Raw genomic sequence first — 18,504 nt, 5'->3', positions numbered from 1 at the left:
TATACAAAAGTAAGGCGCGGATGGCACTTGCCCTCCCCGCCAAACCGTAAAAACGGTTTATTAAGTAAACATGATCAGGAATGCAATAACTGTAGCGGCCAAAGGAATAACTTCCACGATACCTACACCGATAAACATTGTTGTCTGCAGGGCGTTACGTGCTTCCGGCTGACGAGCGATGGACTCTACTGTTTTGCTGACGATCATACCGTTACCAAGACCTGCGCCCAGTGCGCCTAAACCAACCGCGATTGCTGCTGCTAAAAATTCCATTTGTAAATATCCTCCTTTAATTTCGGTTCTTTTGGTAATTGCTTAATAATATAAAATCTCCCGCGAAGAGGTTACCGGCGGCTGCCGCTATCCTCACGGCAGCTTATTAATGTGCTTCTTCCTCGTGGATCGTCATCTGCGCGATGTAGACCATCGTCAGAATCGTAAAGATAAATGCCTGAAGCGCCCCGACAAAGATACTGAAGCCCTGCCAGACGGCCAAGAACGGAATACTGAGTATTCCCAGCTTCAGAATAACGGTGATCAGAACCTCGCCGGCAAAAATGTTGGCAAATAGACGAATGGCAAGCGCCACCGGCTTCGCCAGGTTCTCAATGATGTTCAGCGGCAGGAAAATTGGAAACGGCTCAATATAGTGCTTGAAATAATGCTTGCCGTTCAGCTTGATGCCTAAGTAGTTCATGAGTACAAATACAACAATTGCCAGCCCTGCTGTCACATTAATATCTGCAGTCGGTGATTTGTACCACAGAATCTCTGCATGATCGCCATGCGCCAGATTTCTGGTTGCTTCGATGACATGTCCGAAGACTGTAACCGGGCCATGGGCTTCTGTAATAACGGAAAACGGCAGACCAAGGAGATTGGAGACGAAGATAAAGAGTATCAGCGTCAACCCCAGTGATATGTAAGGTTTTCCTTTCTTCAAATCCATGGCGCTGCTGATCAGTCCCTGTACAAATTCGACAACCCACTCCATGAAATTCTGAAGCTTTGACGGATTCTCAACAGACAGGTTGCGGACAGACAGCATGACGAGAGTGAACACGATTACCGAACTGATCACCAGCATCAGCACGGCGGACAGGTCAATCGGTATTCCGCCCACATAGATTAAAGGCATTTCGTGCATAGTATCATCCCCCTTTCTCTTTAATAATGGCTACAGCTTATTCTTGATTCCTAAATATATCCCCACGGGAATAGCCAGAAGCTGGGGGATGAACAGGCCGGCAATCGTTGCCTCCAGCGAGAAATGCTCATATTTGACAGAAAACATGGTAACCAGGATAGCAAAGCTGATTCTTGTCGCAAAACCAAGACCGAAGGAACCTCTCTCCTTCTTCGCAACCGCCTCTGTCACCTTTCTTACTTTGAGGGCCAGATAACGGAAGTTAACCAGTCCGCCCAGCAAGCCAAGCGCCATCCCCAGAGTAACCGCACGGGTCTCATGATGAAGAGCCCATCCCATTAACAAGCCTGCCATAATGACTACTGTCACCCTGGTAACGGTATTGATTACGGGAGTCATATTATCCATTTTGCTCCCCCAGAAATTTTTTGATTAGCAAAGCGACATTCACAACCCCGAGAACCATCCCGGCGATTGTGCCGATAGCCAGCCATAACTTAGGTCCGTCCATCAGTCTCTGCAGCCACCTTGCCACAAAAAAGCCTATTACAATGTAAGCGGCAAGCAAGCTGCCTGCACTCCCGAGAACCAGAGCAATACGCCCCAGACCCGGCTCTTTCTTTTGTTCTTTCATAGGCTACAATCCCAACTAATTTTACTGAATATCCAGACTCTTTGTCAATTCACAGAAAATTGCCCAAATTCGCATGAAAATATGAAAATAATCACAGCAAAACACACCAAAACCATATAAACCGTACAGTTTAACTGTATGCTGCTTTTATTAACTTTAGTATATTAGTTGTCGTTACCTAAATTATCATTTGTGAACATTGTGTGAAATTCTTCCGGACGTTCTTCAACGGCTCCGAAATGGTGCAAAATCGCATTGACAATTCTCTGGGAGGCTTTGCCGTCTCCATACGGGTTGGCGGCCCGGCTCATGGACTGATACAGATTCTGATCGGTCAGTAGAGCATGTGTCCGTTGATACACCTTCTCCTCGTCCGTCCCCACCAGTTCCAGTGTTCCGGCCTCGATCCCTTCCGGGCGCTCGGTTGTATCACGCAGCACAAGCACAGGAACTCCGAAGGAGGGAGCTTCCTCCTGCAGGCCGCCGGAATCGGTCAATATCAGGTGGGTATGCGGATAAAAGTTATGCAGGTCAACGACATCCAGCGGATCAATCAGCTTGATTCTAGGGTGTCCGCCGAGGATCTCGTGCGCCGGTTCCTTCACTGCAGGACTCGGGTGTACGGGATACACAATGGCTACATCTTCAAATTCATCAGCGATTCTTTTGACAGCACGGAAAATATGACGGTGCGGTTCGCCTTGGGATTCTCTGCGGTGCGCCGTCATCAAAATAAGTCTTTTTCCTGAAGCAAAATCAAGGACCGGATGCCGGTAGTCCGGCTGTACGGTATATTGAAACACATCAGTTACAGTGTTGCCTGTGATATAAATACTTGATTCTTTTTTGTTCTCGTGTCTCAGGTTGCGGGCTGACCAGTCGGTCGGAGCAAAGTGCAGATCGGCAAGCACGCCCGTCAGCTGGCGGTTCATTTCCTCAGGATAAGGAGAAAGCTTGTTCCATGTCCGAAGACCTGCTTCTACATGCCCAACCTGAATTTGCTGCAGGAAAGACGCATAGCTGGCCAGGAAGGTCGTCAAGGTATCCCCGTGCACAAGCACCAGGTCCGGCTTCACCTCGCGGAGCACCGGCTCCAGTCCCTCCAGTACGCGGATGGTGATCTCGTTAAGTGTCTGGCGGTCCTTCATAACGTCCAGATCATAATCCGGCGTAATCTTGAAGACCTCCAGCACCTGATCCAGCAGCTCACGGTGCTGCGCAGTTACACACACAATAGATTCAATCTGCTCAGGGTGCTTGTTCAACTCCAGAACCAGAGGCGCCATCTTGATCGCCTCGGGGCGCACTCCGAAAATCGTCATTACTTTAATTTTGGACATAACCCCTAACCCTCTCTTCTGAATACTACAGTCAATGTTGTTTGTTCTATTATTACTTGGTATTACTTGGTTCCGTACAGCCTGTCCCCTGCATCTCCGAGTCCTGGAATAATATATCCATGCTCATTCAGATGATCATCAAGCGCAGCGACATAGATATCCACATCAGGGTGGGCAGCTTGTACAGCAGCAACACCTTCCGGGGCAGCAATCAGGTTCATCATCTTGATCTGGGTGCATCCACGGTTCTTAAGCGAGGTAATCGCTGCAATCGCCGAGCCGCCTGTCGCCAGCATAGGATCAATTACGATCAGTTCACGCTCCTGCACATCTGTAGGAAGCTTGATATAGTATTCTACCGGCTGCAGTGTGTCCGGATCGCGGAACAGCCCCACATGTCCTACCTTCGCTGCAGGAAGCAGCTTGAGGACACCCTCCAGCATACCGAGGCCGGCGCGCAGAATCGGAATCAGTCCCAGCATTCTTCCCGAAATCACCTTGCCCTCAGTTTCGGCTACCGGTGTCTGAACCGTAATGGTCTCCAGCGGAATGTTACGCGTAATCTCATAAGCCATAAGTGTTGCTACTTCATCGACATGCTCCCTGAACTCTTTTGTGTTGGTCCGCACATCGCGAATGAATGTCAATTTGTGCTGAATCAATGGATGATCGCAAATCACCAATTTTCCCATGTTGTCCCTCCGGTAATTGTAAGTCTTATTTATAGCCAGAGTAAGCGCTTTGCTCCCCGCGTGGCTAAATCCTGTCTATTATATCATCACCCGCATTGCTTTTCACCTACAGAACGGCAAAACTGCCTGCCCCGTCAACTTCTTCAGTATTCCCTGCCCATGGAAGCTTAAGGAAGAACGTCCACCCTTCTGGATATAAAACAAAACATAGTTTGTTCCATTTCGTTCTTTTAATACTATTCACAGTTTTTTCACTACTTTTATTGAAAGTTTCATGAACTTTCATGATATTTTCAGTATGATTCATTCTGTTTCCCCGTTATAAGATGTGAACATTATGCAACAGCGACTGCTGCAACTTATTGCAGATGCTTACGCAGCAAGTGGAGCCTGGGGGCAAAAGGAAGGGTACAAAGGTGACAGCGAGGGAGAACGCGTGATAGTCAGGGGGATCGAGGACAGTACGAACGAGCGGTACGAGGAGGGGGAACGACAAAGAGGGAACGAAGGCGGGGCGCGCGAAGGCGGTACGGAGGGGCGCGAAGGCGGTACTAGTAACATTGTGGACATTCGGGGGAATTCGAGGAGGTAGCGTCTCTTACGGCAAGCAAGTGGATAAAGGGCACTTAATTCTTTGATTTCCAGGGAATGTAAGTGAATAAGTGGAAAAACAACATCTGCTGGGGTGCATTTAAGCTAATCAGGGTGAAAAGGAGTCATTTAAGTGCTGTTTATCCACCTGCTGTGTCAGCAGCGCCCATTCGTTCAACAGGAAGTGGAGGAAATCCAACTGCTATCCCCCCCCTGTAACATGATGTAACAGCGAGGTGCTGTAGCGGCAGCGAGAAAGCTTAGATACAAGCAGAAACGGCTTCACCGTCCTCTTAAAGGACGGCGTTCGTTTCAGCGAGAAATAGAAGGATAAGTTATCGGGTGCAACATATAATTTCTTATATTTCCAAAAAACCCTTGCAGCATCCGGGGGCACCGGAGCCGCAAGGGCAGATCAGACAGCTATGATTTAGTACTGCAATCCTGGATAGATCGGATATTGCTCTGTAAGCGCCGCTACCTCGCGTGCCGCCTGGGTCAGGGTCGCTTCATCCTTCGGATTCTTCAGCACACTCGCAATAATCCGGCCGATCGTAACCATTGCCTGCTCGTCCATACCGCGCGAAGTAACGGCTGGCGTACCGATGCGGATACCGCTGGTTACAAACGGGCTGGTAGGATCGAACGGAATCGCATTTTTGTTGACTGTAATCCCGATGGAATCCAGCACCTTCTCCGCATCCTTGCCGGTAATGCTCAGATTGCGGGTATCGAGCAGCATCAGGTGGTTATCCGTACCACCGGATACAATATTCACGCCTTCACCGACCAGAGTTTCGGCCAGCACCTTAGCATTCTTGACCACATTCTCGGCATACGTCTTGAATGACGGCTGCAGCGCTTCACCGAACGATACCGCTTTGGAAGCAATCACATGCATCAGAGGTCCGCCTTGGGAACCCGGGAAGACAGCTTTATCAATAGCGGCAGCCCACGGCTGTCTGCACAGAATCATACCGCCACGGGGGCCGCGCAAGGTTTTGTGCGTAGTTGTAGTCACGAAGTGGGCATGTGGAACCGGACTCGGGTGAATACCGGCAGCAACCAATCCGGCAATATGAGCCATATCGACCATGAACAGGGCACCCACATCATTCGCAATCGAACCGAGTGCGGCAAAATCAATCGTTCGCGGATATGCGCTCGCACCGGCAACGATCATTTTGGGACGGTGCTTGAAGGCGGCCTTGCGCACTTCATCATAATCAATCAGGAAGGAATCCTCCTGAACACCATAGGCCACAAAGTTATACAGAATACCGGAGGCATTCACCGGACTGCCGTGGGTCAAATGGCCGCCATGGGCCAGATTCATCCCGAGGACAGTGTCGCCAGGGCTAAGTGCGGCAAGGTATACGGCCATGTTGGCCTGAGCGCCGGAATGCGGCTGCACGTTGACATGCTCGGCACCAAACAGCTCCTTGGCACGGTCACGGGCCAGGTTCTCCACGATATCTACATCTTCACAGCCGCCATAATAACGTTTGCCGGGATAGCCTTCAGCGTATTTGTTCGTAAGTACGGAGCCCATAGCCTCCATTACAGCCTCACTTACAATATTCTCTGATGCAATAAGTTCAATGTTCGCACGCTGACGGCTCAGTTCGAGGCCCATCGCTTCCAGTACTGCCGGGTCACTTTTACGCAATTGTTCCATGTTTCTTATTTCCTCCCTGTAACTCTAATTTATGTGGTATTAAGACGAAACCAAACAGATCAATTACTCTCAATCACAACTCGCGGAACCGCTCGTCTCCGGCGCGCGGTACACTGCCCGTTCGCCGCCGATCAGCGGAGGTCGGCTCCATGCAGCATTCACCCGGGCTGCCCCGATATAGCGCAGGCTTGGCCGGAAGGGTACTGCTACGCGGCGCAGGTGCATCCCGATCAGCGTCTCTCCAATGTCGATGCCGGCGTGGGCCTCAATGGTCTCCGCCAGCACTGGGTCTATCATGGACTGGTAAGCCGCAGCGGCCATGGAGCCTCCGGCCCCCGGAACCGGCACCGCTGATACCTCCCGGAGCCCGAGCGACTCCAGTAAGGAGCGTTCCATCACCAGCGAACGGTTCAAATGCTCGCAGCATTGATACACGGGGGTAAATCCAAAGTCTGCGGCAACCTCCGTAATCCCCTGCAGCAATTGCCGGGCCACCTCCAGTGCGCCGCCGGTACCGATCCGTACACCGGCCACTTCACTGGTGCTGGCCCCGACGACAAGGATTCGACCTGGACCAAGCTTACCTGCTTCCGCCAGTTCGCGCGTTACCGCAGCAGTGGATGCAGCCAAAGAAATTCCATCGCCGGGCTGCTGTGCCTCTGCATGTGCTATACCGGATACAAGGTTGTCACCCGTGTCCTGTCTCAGGACCTCATCCATTGTACAAGCCTCCTTCGAGCGTAAATCCTTCTATATTTAAAGAAAAAAGAGCAGTCCGCAGCTAATCTGCGGATGTGCTCTTTTGCCCAGGCGACCGGCCGTTTATTCCAGGTGCTCCATCGTGGTTTCATCCACACTCGTCGCCAGTTACACCGGAACCGGATCATATTTATTTCATCTTAAGGGATAGACGGCGAAAAATCAACCACCTTCAGAGCCGCCGCAAAGATTCAAGCTTATCCAGCAGACCGTAGAGCGCCGTGCGGATCTCCGCAGCCGCCAGCTCATAATCTTCACGGGAGCCGCCGAACGGATCACTGATATCAAAGCTCGGAATACGCTGGCGGATCTCAATCATCCGCTGCATCCCGGCTGCATCCGGCTCTGTGCCCAGCGCCAGGTTCAGTTCCGCCTCTGCATACAGACTATCCAGCTCCCGGATATCAGCATCGACAGATTCCTGGGTCTGCACATATTCCTTAAGGGTATAGGTCTTAGTAACGGCTTCAGGAAAATAGTGCAGCAGATGCCGCTTATGCGCTCCTGTCAGCGTAAGGACCAGATCAGCCCAGGCGACAGCCTCACCGCTTAGCTGGGAGGAGACAATGCGGTCATGAATCCCTTCATCCTGCAGAATTCCTGCAGCATGTCTGGACATGGAAGTACCTGGAACAGCAGAAACTCCGGCAGACCGCACCTCCACATCCATTCCCCGCTCCTTCGCAAGCTTCCGCAGAAGCCCTTCGGCCATGGGACTGCGGCAGGTATTTCCTGTGCAGACGAATAAAATATGCAGCATACTTTCCACCTCCGGTAAGAATAGAATTTAAGGGTATTACGGTTGTTCTGAAGAACACCGCAAATCATAGGAATCCGTAATTTACGGTGCACGAATAAGGAAATGTGCTATTTATTTGTATTGCCGTTATTGTATCAGAAGATGAACAGCAAGCCAAACGCCAAAAGAATAGCTCCGCCCAGCGCTTCCCCGTAGTCTCCGAGGCCGCGGCTCACCCTTCTGCCCAGCAGCAGCCCGGTTATGGACATCATGCCGCCGCAGAGGCCAAAGGCCAGCACGGTTAAGATTATACTATTCACAAACATCCCCAGGGAAACCCCGACCGAGAAGGAATCTACACTGACACTAAGCGAGATCAGCAGCATGCCCCATACCGACCGGTGATCCATCTGCCGGCTGGAGCCTTCCTCCTGGCGGAAGGAATTGAATACCATATGTCCGCCCAGCAGGACAAGCAAGCCTCCGGCGGCATAGGTAGTGACCTGACCCAGCAAATGGCCGACATAGCTGCCTGTGAACAAGCCCAGCAGCGGCATCAGCACATGAAAAAAAGCAATAAGCAGGCTGAGCTGCAGCACATGCAGCAGACGGATGCCCTTCATTCCGATTCCCACGCCGAGTGAGAACGCATCCATCCCCAGCGCAACAGCCATAATGGTAACTGTTACGAGCTGGCCCCAGCCCTCATATATTCCGCCTAAGCCCATGAATATACCCCCACCCAGAGTCCGTAAGTTCTTGTACAACAACGATATGCGGACAAGATGGCATTCATGACTGCGGGGTGGACGCCGGGGCGATTAGCCGGCGTCGATTACGGTCTCACCGGCGGCCTTCATCAGCCGGTTCATAATGGCTGCGCCGAGGCCGGTGACCGGGCAGGCCTCGGCCAGAATGTAGGTGGCTCCCGCTTCATCACAACGCCGCAAGGCGGCATACAGGAAGCGGGCTGCCTCCTCCGGCGAGGCCAGCGAGCCGAGAGACACCACGCAGGCGGCCGGGTCGGCGGGATAGAGGGCCCTATGCTCCTCGAAGAGGAGCAGGCCCGTGACCGCGCCGTCCCGCTGCGCCGCCTGCAGCAGCTTCGCGGCGGTCTCCGCTACGCGCTGCGCGGAGGAGCCGCGTACTATGCCGAGCGCGCCGCGCGGGGCATAGTGCGTGTACTTCATGCCCGGCGCGCGCGGCGCCGGGCTGCTGCCTGCGGCCGCCTGCGCAGCAGCGCCGGCGCCGCCCATGCCGCCGGGCACCGCTGCCGGCGGCACAGGCACGGACCCGCCGCCGGACGGGGCGGCGCTTGGGGCGGCCGGCTCCGCGCCGGCCGCGGCAGTGCCGGTCACCGCCGCGAGCTGCTCGGCGGTGATGCCGCCGGGACGGAGCACCGCTACCGTCCCGTCCGGCTGCACCTGCACCACGGTCGACTCCAGGCCGACCCCGGCTGCGCCCCCGTCCAGAACCCCGCCGATATACCCGGCGAGGTCTTCCAGCACATGGGCGGCCAGCGTCGGACTCGGCCTCCCGGAGCGGTTGGCGCTGGGCGCGGCAACCGGACAATCGGCTGCGCGCAGCAGCGCCAGCGCCACCGGATGATCCGGCATACGCACGCCGACCGTATCCAGACCGGCCGTAACCAGCGGCGAGAGGACGCCGGGGCGGACCGGCAGCACCAGTGTCAGCGGACCGGGCCAGAAGGCGCCGATCAGTGCCGAGGCTACCGGATGCACCTCCGTGACCAGGGCCTCCAGATCACTCCGCCGGGCAATATGCACGATCAGCGGGTTATCGGAGGGACGGCCTTTGGCTGCGAATACCGCTTCCACCGCCGCGGTATTCCGGGCATCTGCGCCCAGCCCGTACACAGTCTCCGTCGGAAAGGCCACCGTCTCCCCGCTTCGCAGCATCGCTGCCGCTTCTGCTATGATTTCGGAGTCACTACCGTTAAGCGGACCGATAGCCTTGCCGTCAGCGAACACACGGCGCGTGACCCCTCCCTGCCCCTTGTTCTCCCCCTTACGGGCCGAACTCAGGCTCCAGTACAGGGTTGACTCTATAGAACCGCTCCGGCGCTGGGCCGCGAACGGAGAATACTTATCTTCTGTCATCTGACATCACTAGCTTTCCTGTAGGATTCTTACGCAAGCCAAAAGCGGCCCCACCAGGTGGAGCCGCAGCCACTTCCGCTCAAGTTCTGCAGTAATCGTACCATATCCGGCGCCAAAACTGTAGAATCCAAAATGCGCCTACGCCATCATTTCACAGGATATTCAGGCAAACAGCCCGCAGATCCAACTCCATACATTCTTCAGCAGCTCCCAGAGGAAGAACTTAACCTTCGGGGCTTCCGCACCATCCTCCGCATTTCCTCCCCCGTTAGCTGAAGCGGTAAGACTGGCAGCAGCCTGATTGGCTGTTCCATCTGCGGCTTTTACCTTCGCCCCGTCTCCCGAAGTCTTCGCAGCTCCAGCCGGTGCCGCAGCCGCAGCATCCCCGGTTCCCGCATCAATGAAGCACAGCGGCGGAAACAGCACGCACCACCAGTTCTGCCCTTTGCCCGCTCCGAGTGTAACCCGCACCGCTTCATATTCCCCGGCAGGATAGACCCGGCCGCCATACATTTTGGTCGGAAAAGGAACGGTACCCAGCTCAACCTGATAGCTGTATTCAATGCCCCGCTGCTTCAGCTCTCTGCCCACCAGATCATTCAGCTCCGGCAGATGATTCTGAATCAGGGCACGGGCCTGCTCCAGACTCTGGGGATCTTCCAGCCCGGCCACCCACTGGTTAATCTGCTCCACCACCTGGTCGCGGATCTGGCGCTTGACCAGCTGATCCCCGGGTCCATCCGAATTCGCCAGAATGCGCAGCCGGATCGACTCCTGCGGGATCGAGACCTCCGCTACAGCGGCATCGCTTTTCTGCCCTTCCCAGGCCATCATGAGAATCATAAAAAAACAAATTAAAATGGCAGTATACTTGAAGGTAATCCGCAAGGAATCACTTTTACCCGGCTTATAATCTTCCATCTTCCGCAGCCCCTCTCCCTCTGAACCTCTTATGTTCCCAGTATGTCCAGGAATGAGAGACTGCAAACCTAGTAATCTATGATTTTAGCGGAAGCGGCTGCGGCAGATCATCCTCCACATCCTGCCCGTACAGCCGCACACTCATGGCAATGCCCATACAGGCCATATTAATCAGCAGCGAGGTCCCGCCGTAGCTGATGAACGGGAGCGTAATGCCCGTCAGCGGCATCAGCCCGATCATGGCCCCGATATTCTCCAGAATCTGATACAGCAGCATCGCTACGATTCCGACAATCAGGAAAGGGCCGCCGCGGTCTCTGCATTCCAGAGCAATCAGAATTAACCGGTGAATCAGGATGAAGAAGAGCATCAGCAGCACCGCTGTACCCAGGAAGCCGAATTCCTCGCCGATCTGTACAAAAATTGACTCCGAATACAAATACGGCACGCGGTTGCCCTGCACTGATCCGCCCTGCAAATAACCCTCACCGCTGAGGCCGCCCGAGGCAATCGCCGTCTTGGCATTTTTGGTCTGATAGCTTGCAGTACTGCTTGCCAGCTCCGGCACCAGCCAGGGATCAAAGCGGCTGACGAAATGATCCTTGCCCAGACCCTTCTCGATGAAGTTCACCATCTGCTCATGATAGTTAATATAGCTCAGAATGAAGCCCAGAATCATTCCGCCCGCGATAATCATCCCGATCAGCGCATGTGAGAATTTAAGATTCCCGATCCATAAGATCCCCAGCAGGATTACAATATAACTGAGCGCATTGCCCAGGTCGTTCTGGAGGATTACCATTGCGAACGGCACAAAGGCGATCAGGCTGAGCGGCACGACATCACGCCAGAAGCGCAGCGGATTTCTATTTTTGCGGACAAGTACGGTGGTCAGAAAAAGAATCAGGATCAGCTTAAACAGCTCCGCCGGCTGAATGCTTAAATCCCCGATGCCGATCCAGCCCTGGGCACCATTCTTCACCTTGCCGAAAAAGCTTACGAGCAGCAGAATGCCGATCCCCAGTACATATATGTACAGTCCATACCGGACCAGCAGGCGGTAATCGAACAGGGTAAGCATGGCAAACGCGATAAAGCCCATCACATAATACTGGAGCATATTGATATGCATGCCATCCAGGCGGTCTCTTCCATGGGTCACGCTGTAAATGGAGAATATACTGATTCCCATCAGCAATAACAAAATAAGCACAATGCTGCCATCTATTCTTTTGATTCTCTGCAACATAAGGATGTACCCCTTAACCTATTCGGATTCGGAATCCGCCCGCTGCAACAGTCCCGGACGCAATCCACTAATTTCCATTGTAATGCAAAGGGGCACCTGAATACAAAAAATACCGGAACCTTCATAAATAAAATGAAGAATCCCGGTACTGTACGATAGGATTAGACTTTTTTGGCAGAGGGAGAATACAGGGCGGGACTTGGCAGATCCTCTTCCACCTCTTGACCATGCAGGCGCACGCTCATCACAAGCCCTATGCTCGCCATGTTGATCAGCAGTGAGGTCCCCCCGAAGCTGATGAACGGCAGCGTGATCCCGGTCAGCGGCATCAGGCCCAGGAAGGCCCCGATGTTCTCGAAGATCTGATACAGCAGCATCGCCACCACCCCGACTATCAGGAACGGCCCGCCCCTGTCCTTACATTCCAGTGCAATGAGAATCATCCTGTGAATGAGGATAAAGTACAGCAGCAGCACCAGCGCCGACCCGACAAAGCCGTATTCCTCAGCAATCTGGACAAAGATGGAGTCAGAGTAGGTGTAGGGCACCCGGTCCGTCTGCACCGAGGTTCCTGCCATATAGCCTTCACCGCTCATTCCGCCAGATGCTATGGCCATCTTTGCGTTTTTGGTGTGATAGATGGCCTTGGCCGTCGCCTTATCCGGTACCAGCCACGGATCGAAGCGCTCAATCCAGTGGGAGCGTTTGATATCTGTCAGGAAATCCTTAATTTCATCATGGTAATGAATATAGCTCATAATTCCGGCTGCCGCTGTGCCGCCAATAATTAACAGTCCGATCAGCGCGTGGGTGAATTTGATATTGCCGATCCATAGGAGCCCTACCAGAATAACGATATAAGAGAGTGCGTTCCCCAGGTCATTCTGGCTGATTACGATGATGAACGGCAGCAGGCTTAAGAGCCCCAGCGGGACAACGTCGCGCCAGAACAGAAGCTTATTCTTGTTCTTACGAACGAGTACAGCCGCCAGAAACAGGATCAGAATCAGCTTGAACAGCTCAGCAGGCTGAAGACCGAAGCTGCCAAATTTAATCCAGCCTTGCGCACCGTTCTGTTCTGTACCGATGAAGCTGACCAGCACCAGAATCCCAATCCCGGTAACGTACACATATAGCGCATATTTCACAAGCAGACGATAGTCCACGAACGTCAGCCCGATGAAGGCGATGAAGCCGACGATATAGAATTTCATCATTTTGATGTGCGATCCGTCCACCCTGTCGCGCCCGTGGGTCACGCTGTATATGGAGAAAATGCTGACAACCATCAGCAGCACAAGGATAACGAGGATGACGCCGTCAATCTTTTTAATCTTCTGAAGCATATTCTGTCTCCTTACTCAGTACTGGTTCTTCCGGCCTTATAGCAGCAGCCCTTGCAGAAGCTCCGTCATCTCTATTGTAAAGGAAGGGGCAGCCTAAATACAATTTCCATCGTTTGGGGTTGTTCGGTTACGCCGGACTGGCAGGCCGTTGTGCGCGTATAGTTGCACCAGACGCCTCTCATGAAGAACCTGTCGGCTTGGTTCGGGAGAGAACTGCCTGACGCCTGACAGAAGCGGACTAAGCAGCCCTTACGGGTCGCAAAAGCCTCTTCCTGCGGCGATTCGTCCGGACTCCAAGGCCGTTATTCAGCGATAGTTGTATACTAGAATCATGGTACATCGGCCGTTTAATTGTATGAAATACAGCTATACGGATTATCGCTGGCAAAACAGACGTTTTAGTTGTACTGAGTGCATTTAAGTATACTGCATGTCCCGTAATCGGGGCACGGCAAGCCCTCAGCAAGCCATTGGCTACACACATCTGAGCGTGCCGGGCAGTATCGCAACGGACTCCAAGCGGCTGCAGCAGCATTAGGACAAGCGCGCTGGCTCAGCCTACTGGCGTGCAATGCCCAGCACATGCCGGGGAATCCCGGCGAGATCATTAATAGTAATGATCTCGTTCCAGTGACCGGCCGCCCGCAGCAGCCCGGCCACCTGCTCTGCCTGCCCCTGGCCCAGCTCGAAGCCGACCAGGCGCGGCGGCGCCGGGAGCAGCGGGAGCTGCTCCATCATGCGGCGGTACGGGTCCAGCCCGTCCCCGCCGCCGTCCAGTGCCGTGCGCGGCTCATGGTCGCGCACCTCGCGCTGCAGCCCGGCGATATCGCCGCCGGGGATGTACGGCGGGTTGGAGACGAGAATGTCCGTCTCCAGCCCCGCGAACGGCTCGAGCAGATCGCCGAGCCGCAGGTCCACCGCCGTGCCGTGCCGCTGCGCATTGCGCCGGGCCACGGCCAGCGCGCCGGGCGAGATGTCGCCGGCGCAGACCCGCCACGCCGGCGCTTCCGCCGCCAGCGTGACGGAGATCGCTCCGCTGCCGGCGCCGATGTCGACGGCGGTCAGCAGCCGTGCGGCGCGCGCTTCGCCAGCGCCGCTCTCCCGGCGGGCGGCACTGCTGCCCGCCTGGGTACTACTTCCGGCTGCTTCGCCAGCAGCCGTCACACCCGCGGGCGCGGCTCCGCCCCGCATCCCCGCAGCCTCACCGCCCGCAGTTAGCTCTTGCGTGCATCCTTCCGCTTCCGGCGCAGCTCCGCCCCGCGCCGCGACCACCCCGTCCGGCCACAGCTCCGCGCCGTACTTCAGGATCGCCTCGACGAGCAGCTCCGTCTCCGGGCGCGGAATCAGCACCTCGGGCGTGACCTCGAAGGCACGGCCGTAGAATTCCTGTTCGCCGATGATGTATTGCACCGGTTCCCCCGCCGCCCGGCGGTTGACCAAGGCTTCCCAATCGGCCTTGATCGCTGGCGGAAAAGGATCAGCCAGCGCCATATAATAAGCCGCCCCGGACAACCCCAGCACATGCTCCAGCAGCAGCTGGCTGCTGCGCTGCGGCTCATTGCATCCGTTCCTGGCCAAAAAAGAAGAAGCCTCCGCAAAGGCTTCCCGGATGCTTTGCATATCAGGCATGACGTAAAAGTCCTGTTTCAAAGCATTATTCTCCTTTTTCCATCAATTCCGCTTGTTCCGCAATAGACAATGCCGAGATAATCTCGGTGATATCGCCGTTCATGACCTGCTCCAGACGGTGCAGGGTGAGGCCGATCCGGTGGTCCGTTACGCGGCTCTGCGGGAAGTTGTAGGTACGGATACGCTCACTCCGGTCCCCGGTTCCCACTTTGCTCTTGCGTTCCCCGGAATACTTCGCTTCCTCTTCCTGACGCTTCAGATCCGAGATACGGGCACGCAGCACCTGCAGTGCCTTCTCCTTGTTGGAGTTCTGGGACTTGCCGTCCTGACAGGTAGCCACAATACCGGTAGGCACATGAGTTACGCGTACTGCCGACTTGGTCGTGTTGACGGACTGTCCGCCCGCGCCGCTGGAGCAGAAGGTATCGACACGGATGTCTTTGTCATGAATCTCAATTTCGAACTCTTCCGCTTCCGGCATAACAGCAACGGTTGAGGTAGACGTATGAATACGTCCGCCGGATTCTGTCGTAGGAATGCGCTGCACACGGTGTGCGCCGCTTTCAAACTTCATTTTGCTGTATGCGCCGCGGCCGTTGATCAGGAAAATAACTTCCTTGAACCCGCCGAGATCATTCGTGTTCACATCCATCAGCTCTACGCGCCAGCCCTGAGTGTCGGCATAACGGGTATACATCCGGTACAGGTCAGAGGCAAACAAAGCCGCTTCGTCCCCGCCGGCTGCGCCGCGGATTTCCACGATTACGTTCTTATCGTCATTAGGGTCCTTAGGCAGCAGGAGCAGACGAATCTTCTCCTCCAGATGAGTCTGCCGCGTGGACAGCTCATCAATCTCCATCTTGACCATTTCTTTCATCTCATCATCAAGCTTCTCAGCCTGCATCATCTTCGCAGCTTCAAGCTCTTCCATTACATTCTTATATTCGCTATACGCCTCGAAGGCGGGCTGCAAGTCGGATTGTTCTTTGGAATAGTCCCTCAGTTTCTTACTGTCGCTTGCAACATCCGGGTCACAAAGCAGTTCACTGAGTTTCTCATAGCGGTCCGCCAGGGATTGCAATCGGTCCAACAAGGGAATTCACCTCTCCTGATTCAATTTCTTCGTTTATAATTACTTTAAATTGTTAGCACAACTGAAATAGATATACGACTTTATATTATACCACCACTCAAGCTAATTGGCTACATTTTCAAACCGCAGGATCAGGAAAACTTTTGAATTCTGAGCTGCATCACCTTATGATGTAAAAGCTGCATCCAAGTTATGCATTACGCCCGTGTCCCGATTACAAAATCACCCGGTACTGTATAAACATCTGATGCCGCTCCCTGCCTCATTCCCATGAAGATTAGTTAGTTGTATATAATGGCGGCGATACGGCGTTTATACGGCGGTCATAGGAAGAGGAGGAGCCACTGTGCATGAACAGCATGAATAGTTGGAAAAACGTATCTTAATTTCGGTGTTTTGCATCTTTAGAGGGAATTAATTGGATAAACGTCATTTAATTTCAGGCGTTTCCTCAAAAGTGATCGGTTTGCTGAATATTAAGTGCCTTTTTTCCAACTACTGCCTGGCAGGGGTCCCTCTATTCAGCAGCAAGTGGAGATTATCCAACTGCTTCTCCGGCGTTGACAGCAGGCGAAAGACGACAGGCGGGAAGCCGCCTTTCCAGGTTTTCCACAAATAGGAGTTGACCCTTAGCCTTAGCCTTATCCGAAATTCAAAAAGAACCATCCAGCAAGTAAAACTCTACTCTGAATGGCCTCTCTGCCCTACACTATAAATGTTCTATGCGTTAAATGGTCTAGTTAAATGGTCTAGTTGAATAGTCTATACGTTGAAACGGAAATGCATAACGTCGCCGTCCTGCACCAGGTATTCCTTGCCTTCCAGACGCAGCTGGCCGCGTTCCTTGGCGCCGTTCATCGAGCCTGCAGCTACCAGATCTGTGTACGCAACAACCTCAGCCCGGATAAAGCCGCGTTCGAAGTCTGTATGAATAACTCCTGCTGCTCCAGGTGCCTTGGTGCCCTTGCGGATCGTCCAGGCACGGACCTCCTGAACGCCGGCAGTGAAATAAGTGTACAGGCCGAGCAGCTTGTAAGCTGCTTTGATCAGGCGGTTCAGACCGGATTCCTGCAGACCCAGCTCTTCCAGGAACATGTCCTTGTCTTCGCCTTCCAGCTCGGCAATCTCGGCTTCCACCTTGGCACTGATCGGCACCACTTCGGCATTCTCCGCCGCTGCGAATTCGCGGACCTGCTTCACATAAGGGTTCTCCTCCGCAGTCGCTACTTCATCCTCGCCCACGTTCGCCGCATACAGCACCGGCTTCAGGGTCAACAGGTGAAGATCGCGCACGATCTGGCGCTCGTCATCGGATAATTCCAGGCTGCGGGCAGGCTGGTCCAGATACAGGGCTTCCTTCACGCGCTCCAGTACTTCCACTTCCTGGGCGTATTTCTTGTCGCCGCCCTTGATGTTTTTGCGGGACCGTTCGATCCGCTTCTCCACGCTCTCCAGGTCAGCCAGAATCAGCTCCAGGTTAATCGTCTGGATGTCACTGATAGGATTCACCTTGCCGTCCACATGGGTTACGTTCTCATCGACAAAGCAGCGGACCACATGCACAATGGCATCCACTTCGCGGATATGCGCCAGGAACTTGTTGCCCAGGCCTTCGCCCTTGCTTGCGCCGCGTACCAGTCCGGCAATATCGACGAATTCAAAAGCGGTGGGAACCGTCTTGTTCGGCTGCACCAGCTCTACCAGCTTATCCAGACGTTCGTCCGGCACTTCCACGACACCTACGTTCGGGTCGATGGTGCAGAACGGATAGTTGGCGGATTCTGCGCCCGCTTGGGTGATAGCATTAAATAATGTCGATTTGCCTACGTTGGGAAGTCCAACGATACCTGCTTTCAAAGCCATTTATATGACAACTCCTATTTTCGGTTGGTTTGATCACCGCATGGATTACATAACTGATCTCAACCATTATATATTAGAACAAAACCTCCAGCAACAGCAGATGTCAAGGGGATGCCGCCCCTAAAGCGGAGCTTAACCCCCGAGGATGAATCAGCGACTGCCTTGGGACCCCACAACACTGCTATTTCCGGCCTATCCGGCCTACTTACAATGTCTTCGACATTGTAATATCCGTAACCAGGAAGCCCATCTTCTTATACAGCTCGAACGCACGGTCATTCTGCCCGAAGACATGCAGTCCGATCTTGGTCACATTCATCTTCCGGGCTTCTTCGTCCAGCAGAGTTAATGCCAGTTTGCCGTAGCCCTTGCCCTGGAAGGGCTCAAATACATAAAAGTCATAGATGAACGCTTCCCGCACTCCACGGTTCTCATTCACGTTGAACCAGATGTACCCCGCCTGGGTCTTCGTCTCAGTCTCCACTATAGAATAGAGATAAGCCCCCTCCGTGTAGAGCCCTTTGGGCAGGAACCGCGTCATCTCTTCCTGGGATAGCTTCATGGCTGTCTCCGCATCCCAGGCTCCGGCTTTTATTTTGTCTTCTGCGAAGTCCCGGGTAGATTGTCTTAAGAAAAATTGAAATGTCGATTCATCCATTTGAACCAGTGTAATCATAATGTTAGCCCTTCCTCTTGTTCCATA

At 53.9% G+C, this 18,504-nt stretch carries 20 protein-coding genes and 1 riboswitch; of the genes, 1 reads left to right on the top strand and 19 read right to left on the bottom strand.

Annotated elements, in window-relative coordinates; genetic code table 11:
• Positions 1-60: 60 nt before the first annotated feature.
• The 7 genes from atpE to HQN87_RS17585 all read right to left on the bottom strand — a co-directional run bounded on the left by atpE (position 61) and on the right by HQN87_RS17585 (position 4,120).
• The gene (gene atpE, locus HQN87_RS17615; RefSeq protein WP_036699216.1) at positions 61-273 is read right to left on the bottom strand and encodes a F0F1 ATP synthase subunit C; all 213 of its coding nucleotides are present in this window, start codon (positions 271-273) and stop codon (positions 61-63) included.
• 106 nt (positions 274-379) lie between these two features.
• Positions 380-1,147 (bottom strand): F0F1 ATP synthase subunit A, encoded by a 768-nt coding sequence (gene atpB / locus HQN87_RS17610; protein WP_173136092.1) that lies wholly within the window; start codon positions 1,145-1,147, stop codon positions 380-382.
• A gap of 30 nt (positions 1,148-1,177) precedes the next feature.
• Entirely contained in the window at positions 1,178-1,555 is a 378-nt protein-coding gene (locus HQN87_RS17605) for an ATP synthase subunit I (protein ID WP_173136090.1), read from the bottom strand.
• The gene (locus tag HQN87_RS17600; protein WP_173136088.1) at positions 1,548-1,781 is read right to left on the bottom strand and encodes an AtpZ/AtpI family protein; all 234 of its coding nucleotides are present in this window, start codon (positions 1,779-1,781) and stop codon (positions 1,548-1,550) included. The genes HQN87_RS17605 and HQN87_RS17600 overlap by 8 nt, the downstream gene beginning before the upstream one ends.
• Positions 1,782-1,945: 164 nt before the next feature.
• Positions 1,946-3,121, bottom strand: coding sequence for a non-hydrolyzing UDP-N-acetylglucosamine 2-epimerase (gene wecB, locus HQN87_RS17595; protein ID WP_173136086.1), 1,176 nt, complete (start codon positions 3,119-3,121; stop codon positions 1,946-1,948).
• Between the two features lie 62 nt (positions 3,122-3,183).
• Entirely contained in the window at positions 3,184-3,813 is a 630-nt protein-coding gene (upp, locus tag HQN87_RS17590; protein WP_173136084.1) for a uracil phosphoribosyltransferase, read from the bottom strand.
• Positions 3,814-3,919: 106 nt separating this feature from the next.
• On the bottom strand, positions 3,920-4,120 hold the full coding sequence (locus HQN87_RS17585; RefSeq protein WP_173136082.1) for a hypothetical protein: 201 nt from the start codon (positions 4,118-4,120) through the stop codon (positions 3,920-3,922).
• A 30-nt stretch (positions 4,121-4,150) separates the two neighbouring features.
• Between HQN87_RS17585 and HQN87_RS17580 the strand changes: the two genes are divergently transcribed.
• Positions 4,151-4,405: a hypothetical protein gene (locus HQN87_RS17580; RefSeq protein WP_173136080.1), complete on the top strand. Its 255-nt coding sequence runs from the start codon at positions 4,151-4,153 to the stop codon at positions 4,403-4,405.
• Between the two features lie 429 nt (positions 4,406-4,834).
• Here HQN87_RS17580 and glyA read toward each other — a convergent pair whose 3' ends face one another.
• The 12 genes from glyA to HQN87_RS17520 all read right to left on the bottom strand — a co-directional run bounded on the left by glyA (position 4,835) and on the right by HQN87_RS17520 (position 18,477).
• Positions 4,835-6,082 (bottom strand): serine hydroxymethyltransferase, encoded by a 1,248-nt coding sequence (gene glyA / locus HQN87_RS17575; protein WP_173136078.1) that lies wholly within the window; start codon positions 6,080-6,082, stop codon positions 4,835-4,837.
• A 69-nt stretch (positions 6,083-6,151) separates the two neighbouring features.
• Positions 6,152-6,802: a TIGR01440 family protein gene (locus HQN87_RS17570; RefSeq protein WP_173136076.1), complete on the bottom strand. Its 651-nt coding sequence runs from the start codon at positions 6,800-6,802 to the stop codon at positions 6,152-6,154.
• A 77-nt stretch (positions 6,803-6,879) separates the two neighbouring features.
• Positions 6,880-6,963, bottom strand: a riboswitch (ZMP/ZTP riboswitch).
• 50 nt (positions 6,964-7,013) lie between these two features.
• A complete protein-coding gene (locus tag HQN87_RS17565; protein ID WP_173136075.1) occupies positions 7,014-7,601 on the bottom strand; it encodes a low molecular weight protein arginine phosphatase in 588 nt (195 codons plus the stop codon).
• A 134-nt stretch (positions 7,602-7,735) separates the two neighbouring features.
• Positions 7,736-8,308: a manganese efflux pump MntP gene (locus tag HQN87_RS17560; RefSeq protein ID WP_173136074.1), complete on the bottom strand. Its 573-nt coding sequence runs from the start codon at positions 8,306-8,308 to the stop codon at positions 7,736-7,738.
• Between the two features lie 93 nt (positions 8,309-8,401).
• Complete coding sequence (locus HQN87_RS17555) at positions 8,402-9,700, bottom strand: L-threonylcarbamoyladenylate synthase (RefSeq protein ID WP_173136072.1); 1,299 nt, start codon at positions 9,698-9,700, stop codon at positions 8,402-8,404.
• A gap of 162 nt (positions 9,701-9,862) precedes the next feature.
• Positions 9,863-10,621 carry a stage II sporulation protein R gene (gene spoIIR / locus HQN87_RS17550; RefSeq protein ID WP_173136069.1) on the bottom strand — a complete coding sequence of 253 codons (759 nt, stop codon included), beginning with the start codon at positions 10,619-10,621 and terminating at the stop codon, positions 9,863-9,865.
• Between the two features lie 76 nt (positions 10,622-10,697).
• Positions 10,698-11,870, bottom strand: a complete 1,173-nt coding sequence (locus HQN87_RS17545; protein WP_173136067.1) for an FtsW/RodA/SpoVE family cell cycle protein — start codon at positions 11,868-11,870, stop codon at positions 10,698-10,700.
• Positions 11,871-12,031: 161 nt separating this feature from the next.
• Positions 12,032-13,216: an FtsW/RodA/SpoVE family cell cycle protein gene (locus HQN87_RS17540; RefSeq protein WP_173136065.1), complete on the bottom strand. Its 1,185-nt coding sequence runs from the start codon at positions 13,214-13,216 to the stop codon at positions 12,032-12,034.
• A 558-nt stretch (positions 13,217-13,774) separates the two neighbouring features.
• On the bottom strand, positions 13,775-14,866 hold the full coding sequence (locus HQN87_RS17535; protein WP_173136063.1) for a N5-glutamine methyltransferase family protein: 1,092 nt from the start codon (positions 14,864-14,866) through the stop codon (positions 13,775-13,777).
• Positions 14,867-14,870: 4 nt separating this feature from the next.
• Complete coding sequence (gene prfA / locus HQN87_RS17530; protein WP_173136061.1) at positions 14,871-15,938, bottom strand: peptide chain release factor 1; 1,068 nt, start codon at positions 15,936-15,938, stop codon at positions 14,871-14,873.
• A 762-nt stretch (positions 15,939-16,700) separates the two neighbouring features.
• Entirely contained in the window at positions 16,701-17,801 is a 1,101-nt protein-coding gene (ychF, locus tag HQN87_RS17525) for a redox-regulated ATPase YchF (RefSeq protein ID WP_173136059.1), read from the bottom strand.
• Between the two features lie 205 nt (positions 17,802-18,006).
• Positions 18,007-18,477: a GNAT family N-acetyltransferase gene (locus HQN87_RS17520; protein ID WP_246553121.1), complete on the bottom strand. Its 471-nt coding sequence runs from the start codon at positions 18,475-18,477 to the stop codon at positions 18,007-18,009.
• Between the last annotated feature and the right edge of the window lie 27 nt (positions 18,478-18,504).

It is taken from the genome of Paenibacillus tritici, assembly GCF_013204885.1.
In the GTDB taxonomy this organism is placed as follows: domain Bacteria; phylum Bacillota; class Bacilli; order Paenibacillales; family Paenibacillaceae; genus Paenibacillus_AQ; species Paenibacillus_AQ tritici.
The sequence above is the reverse complement of the archived record's forward strand: the minus strand, read 5'-3'. Positions and strand labels throughout refer to the sequence as shown.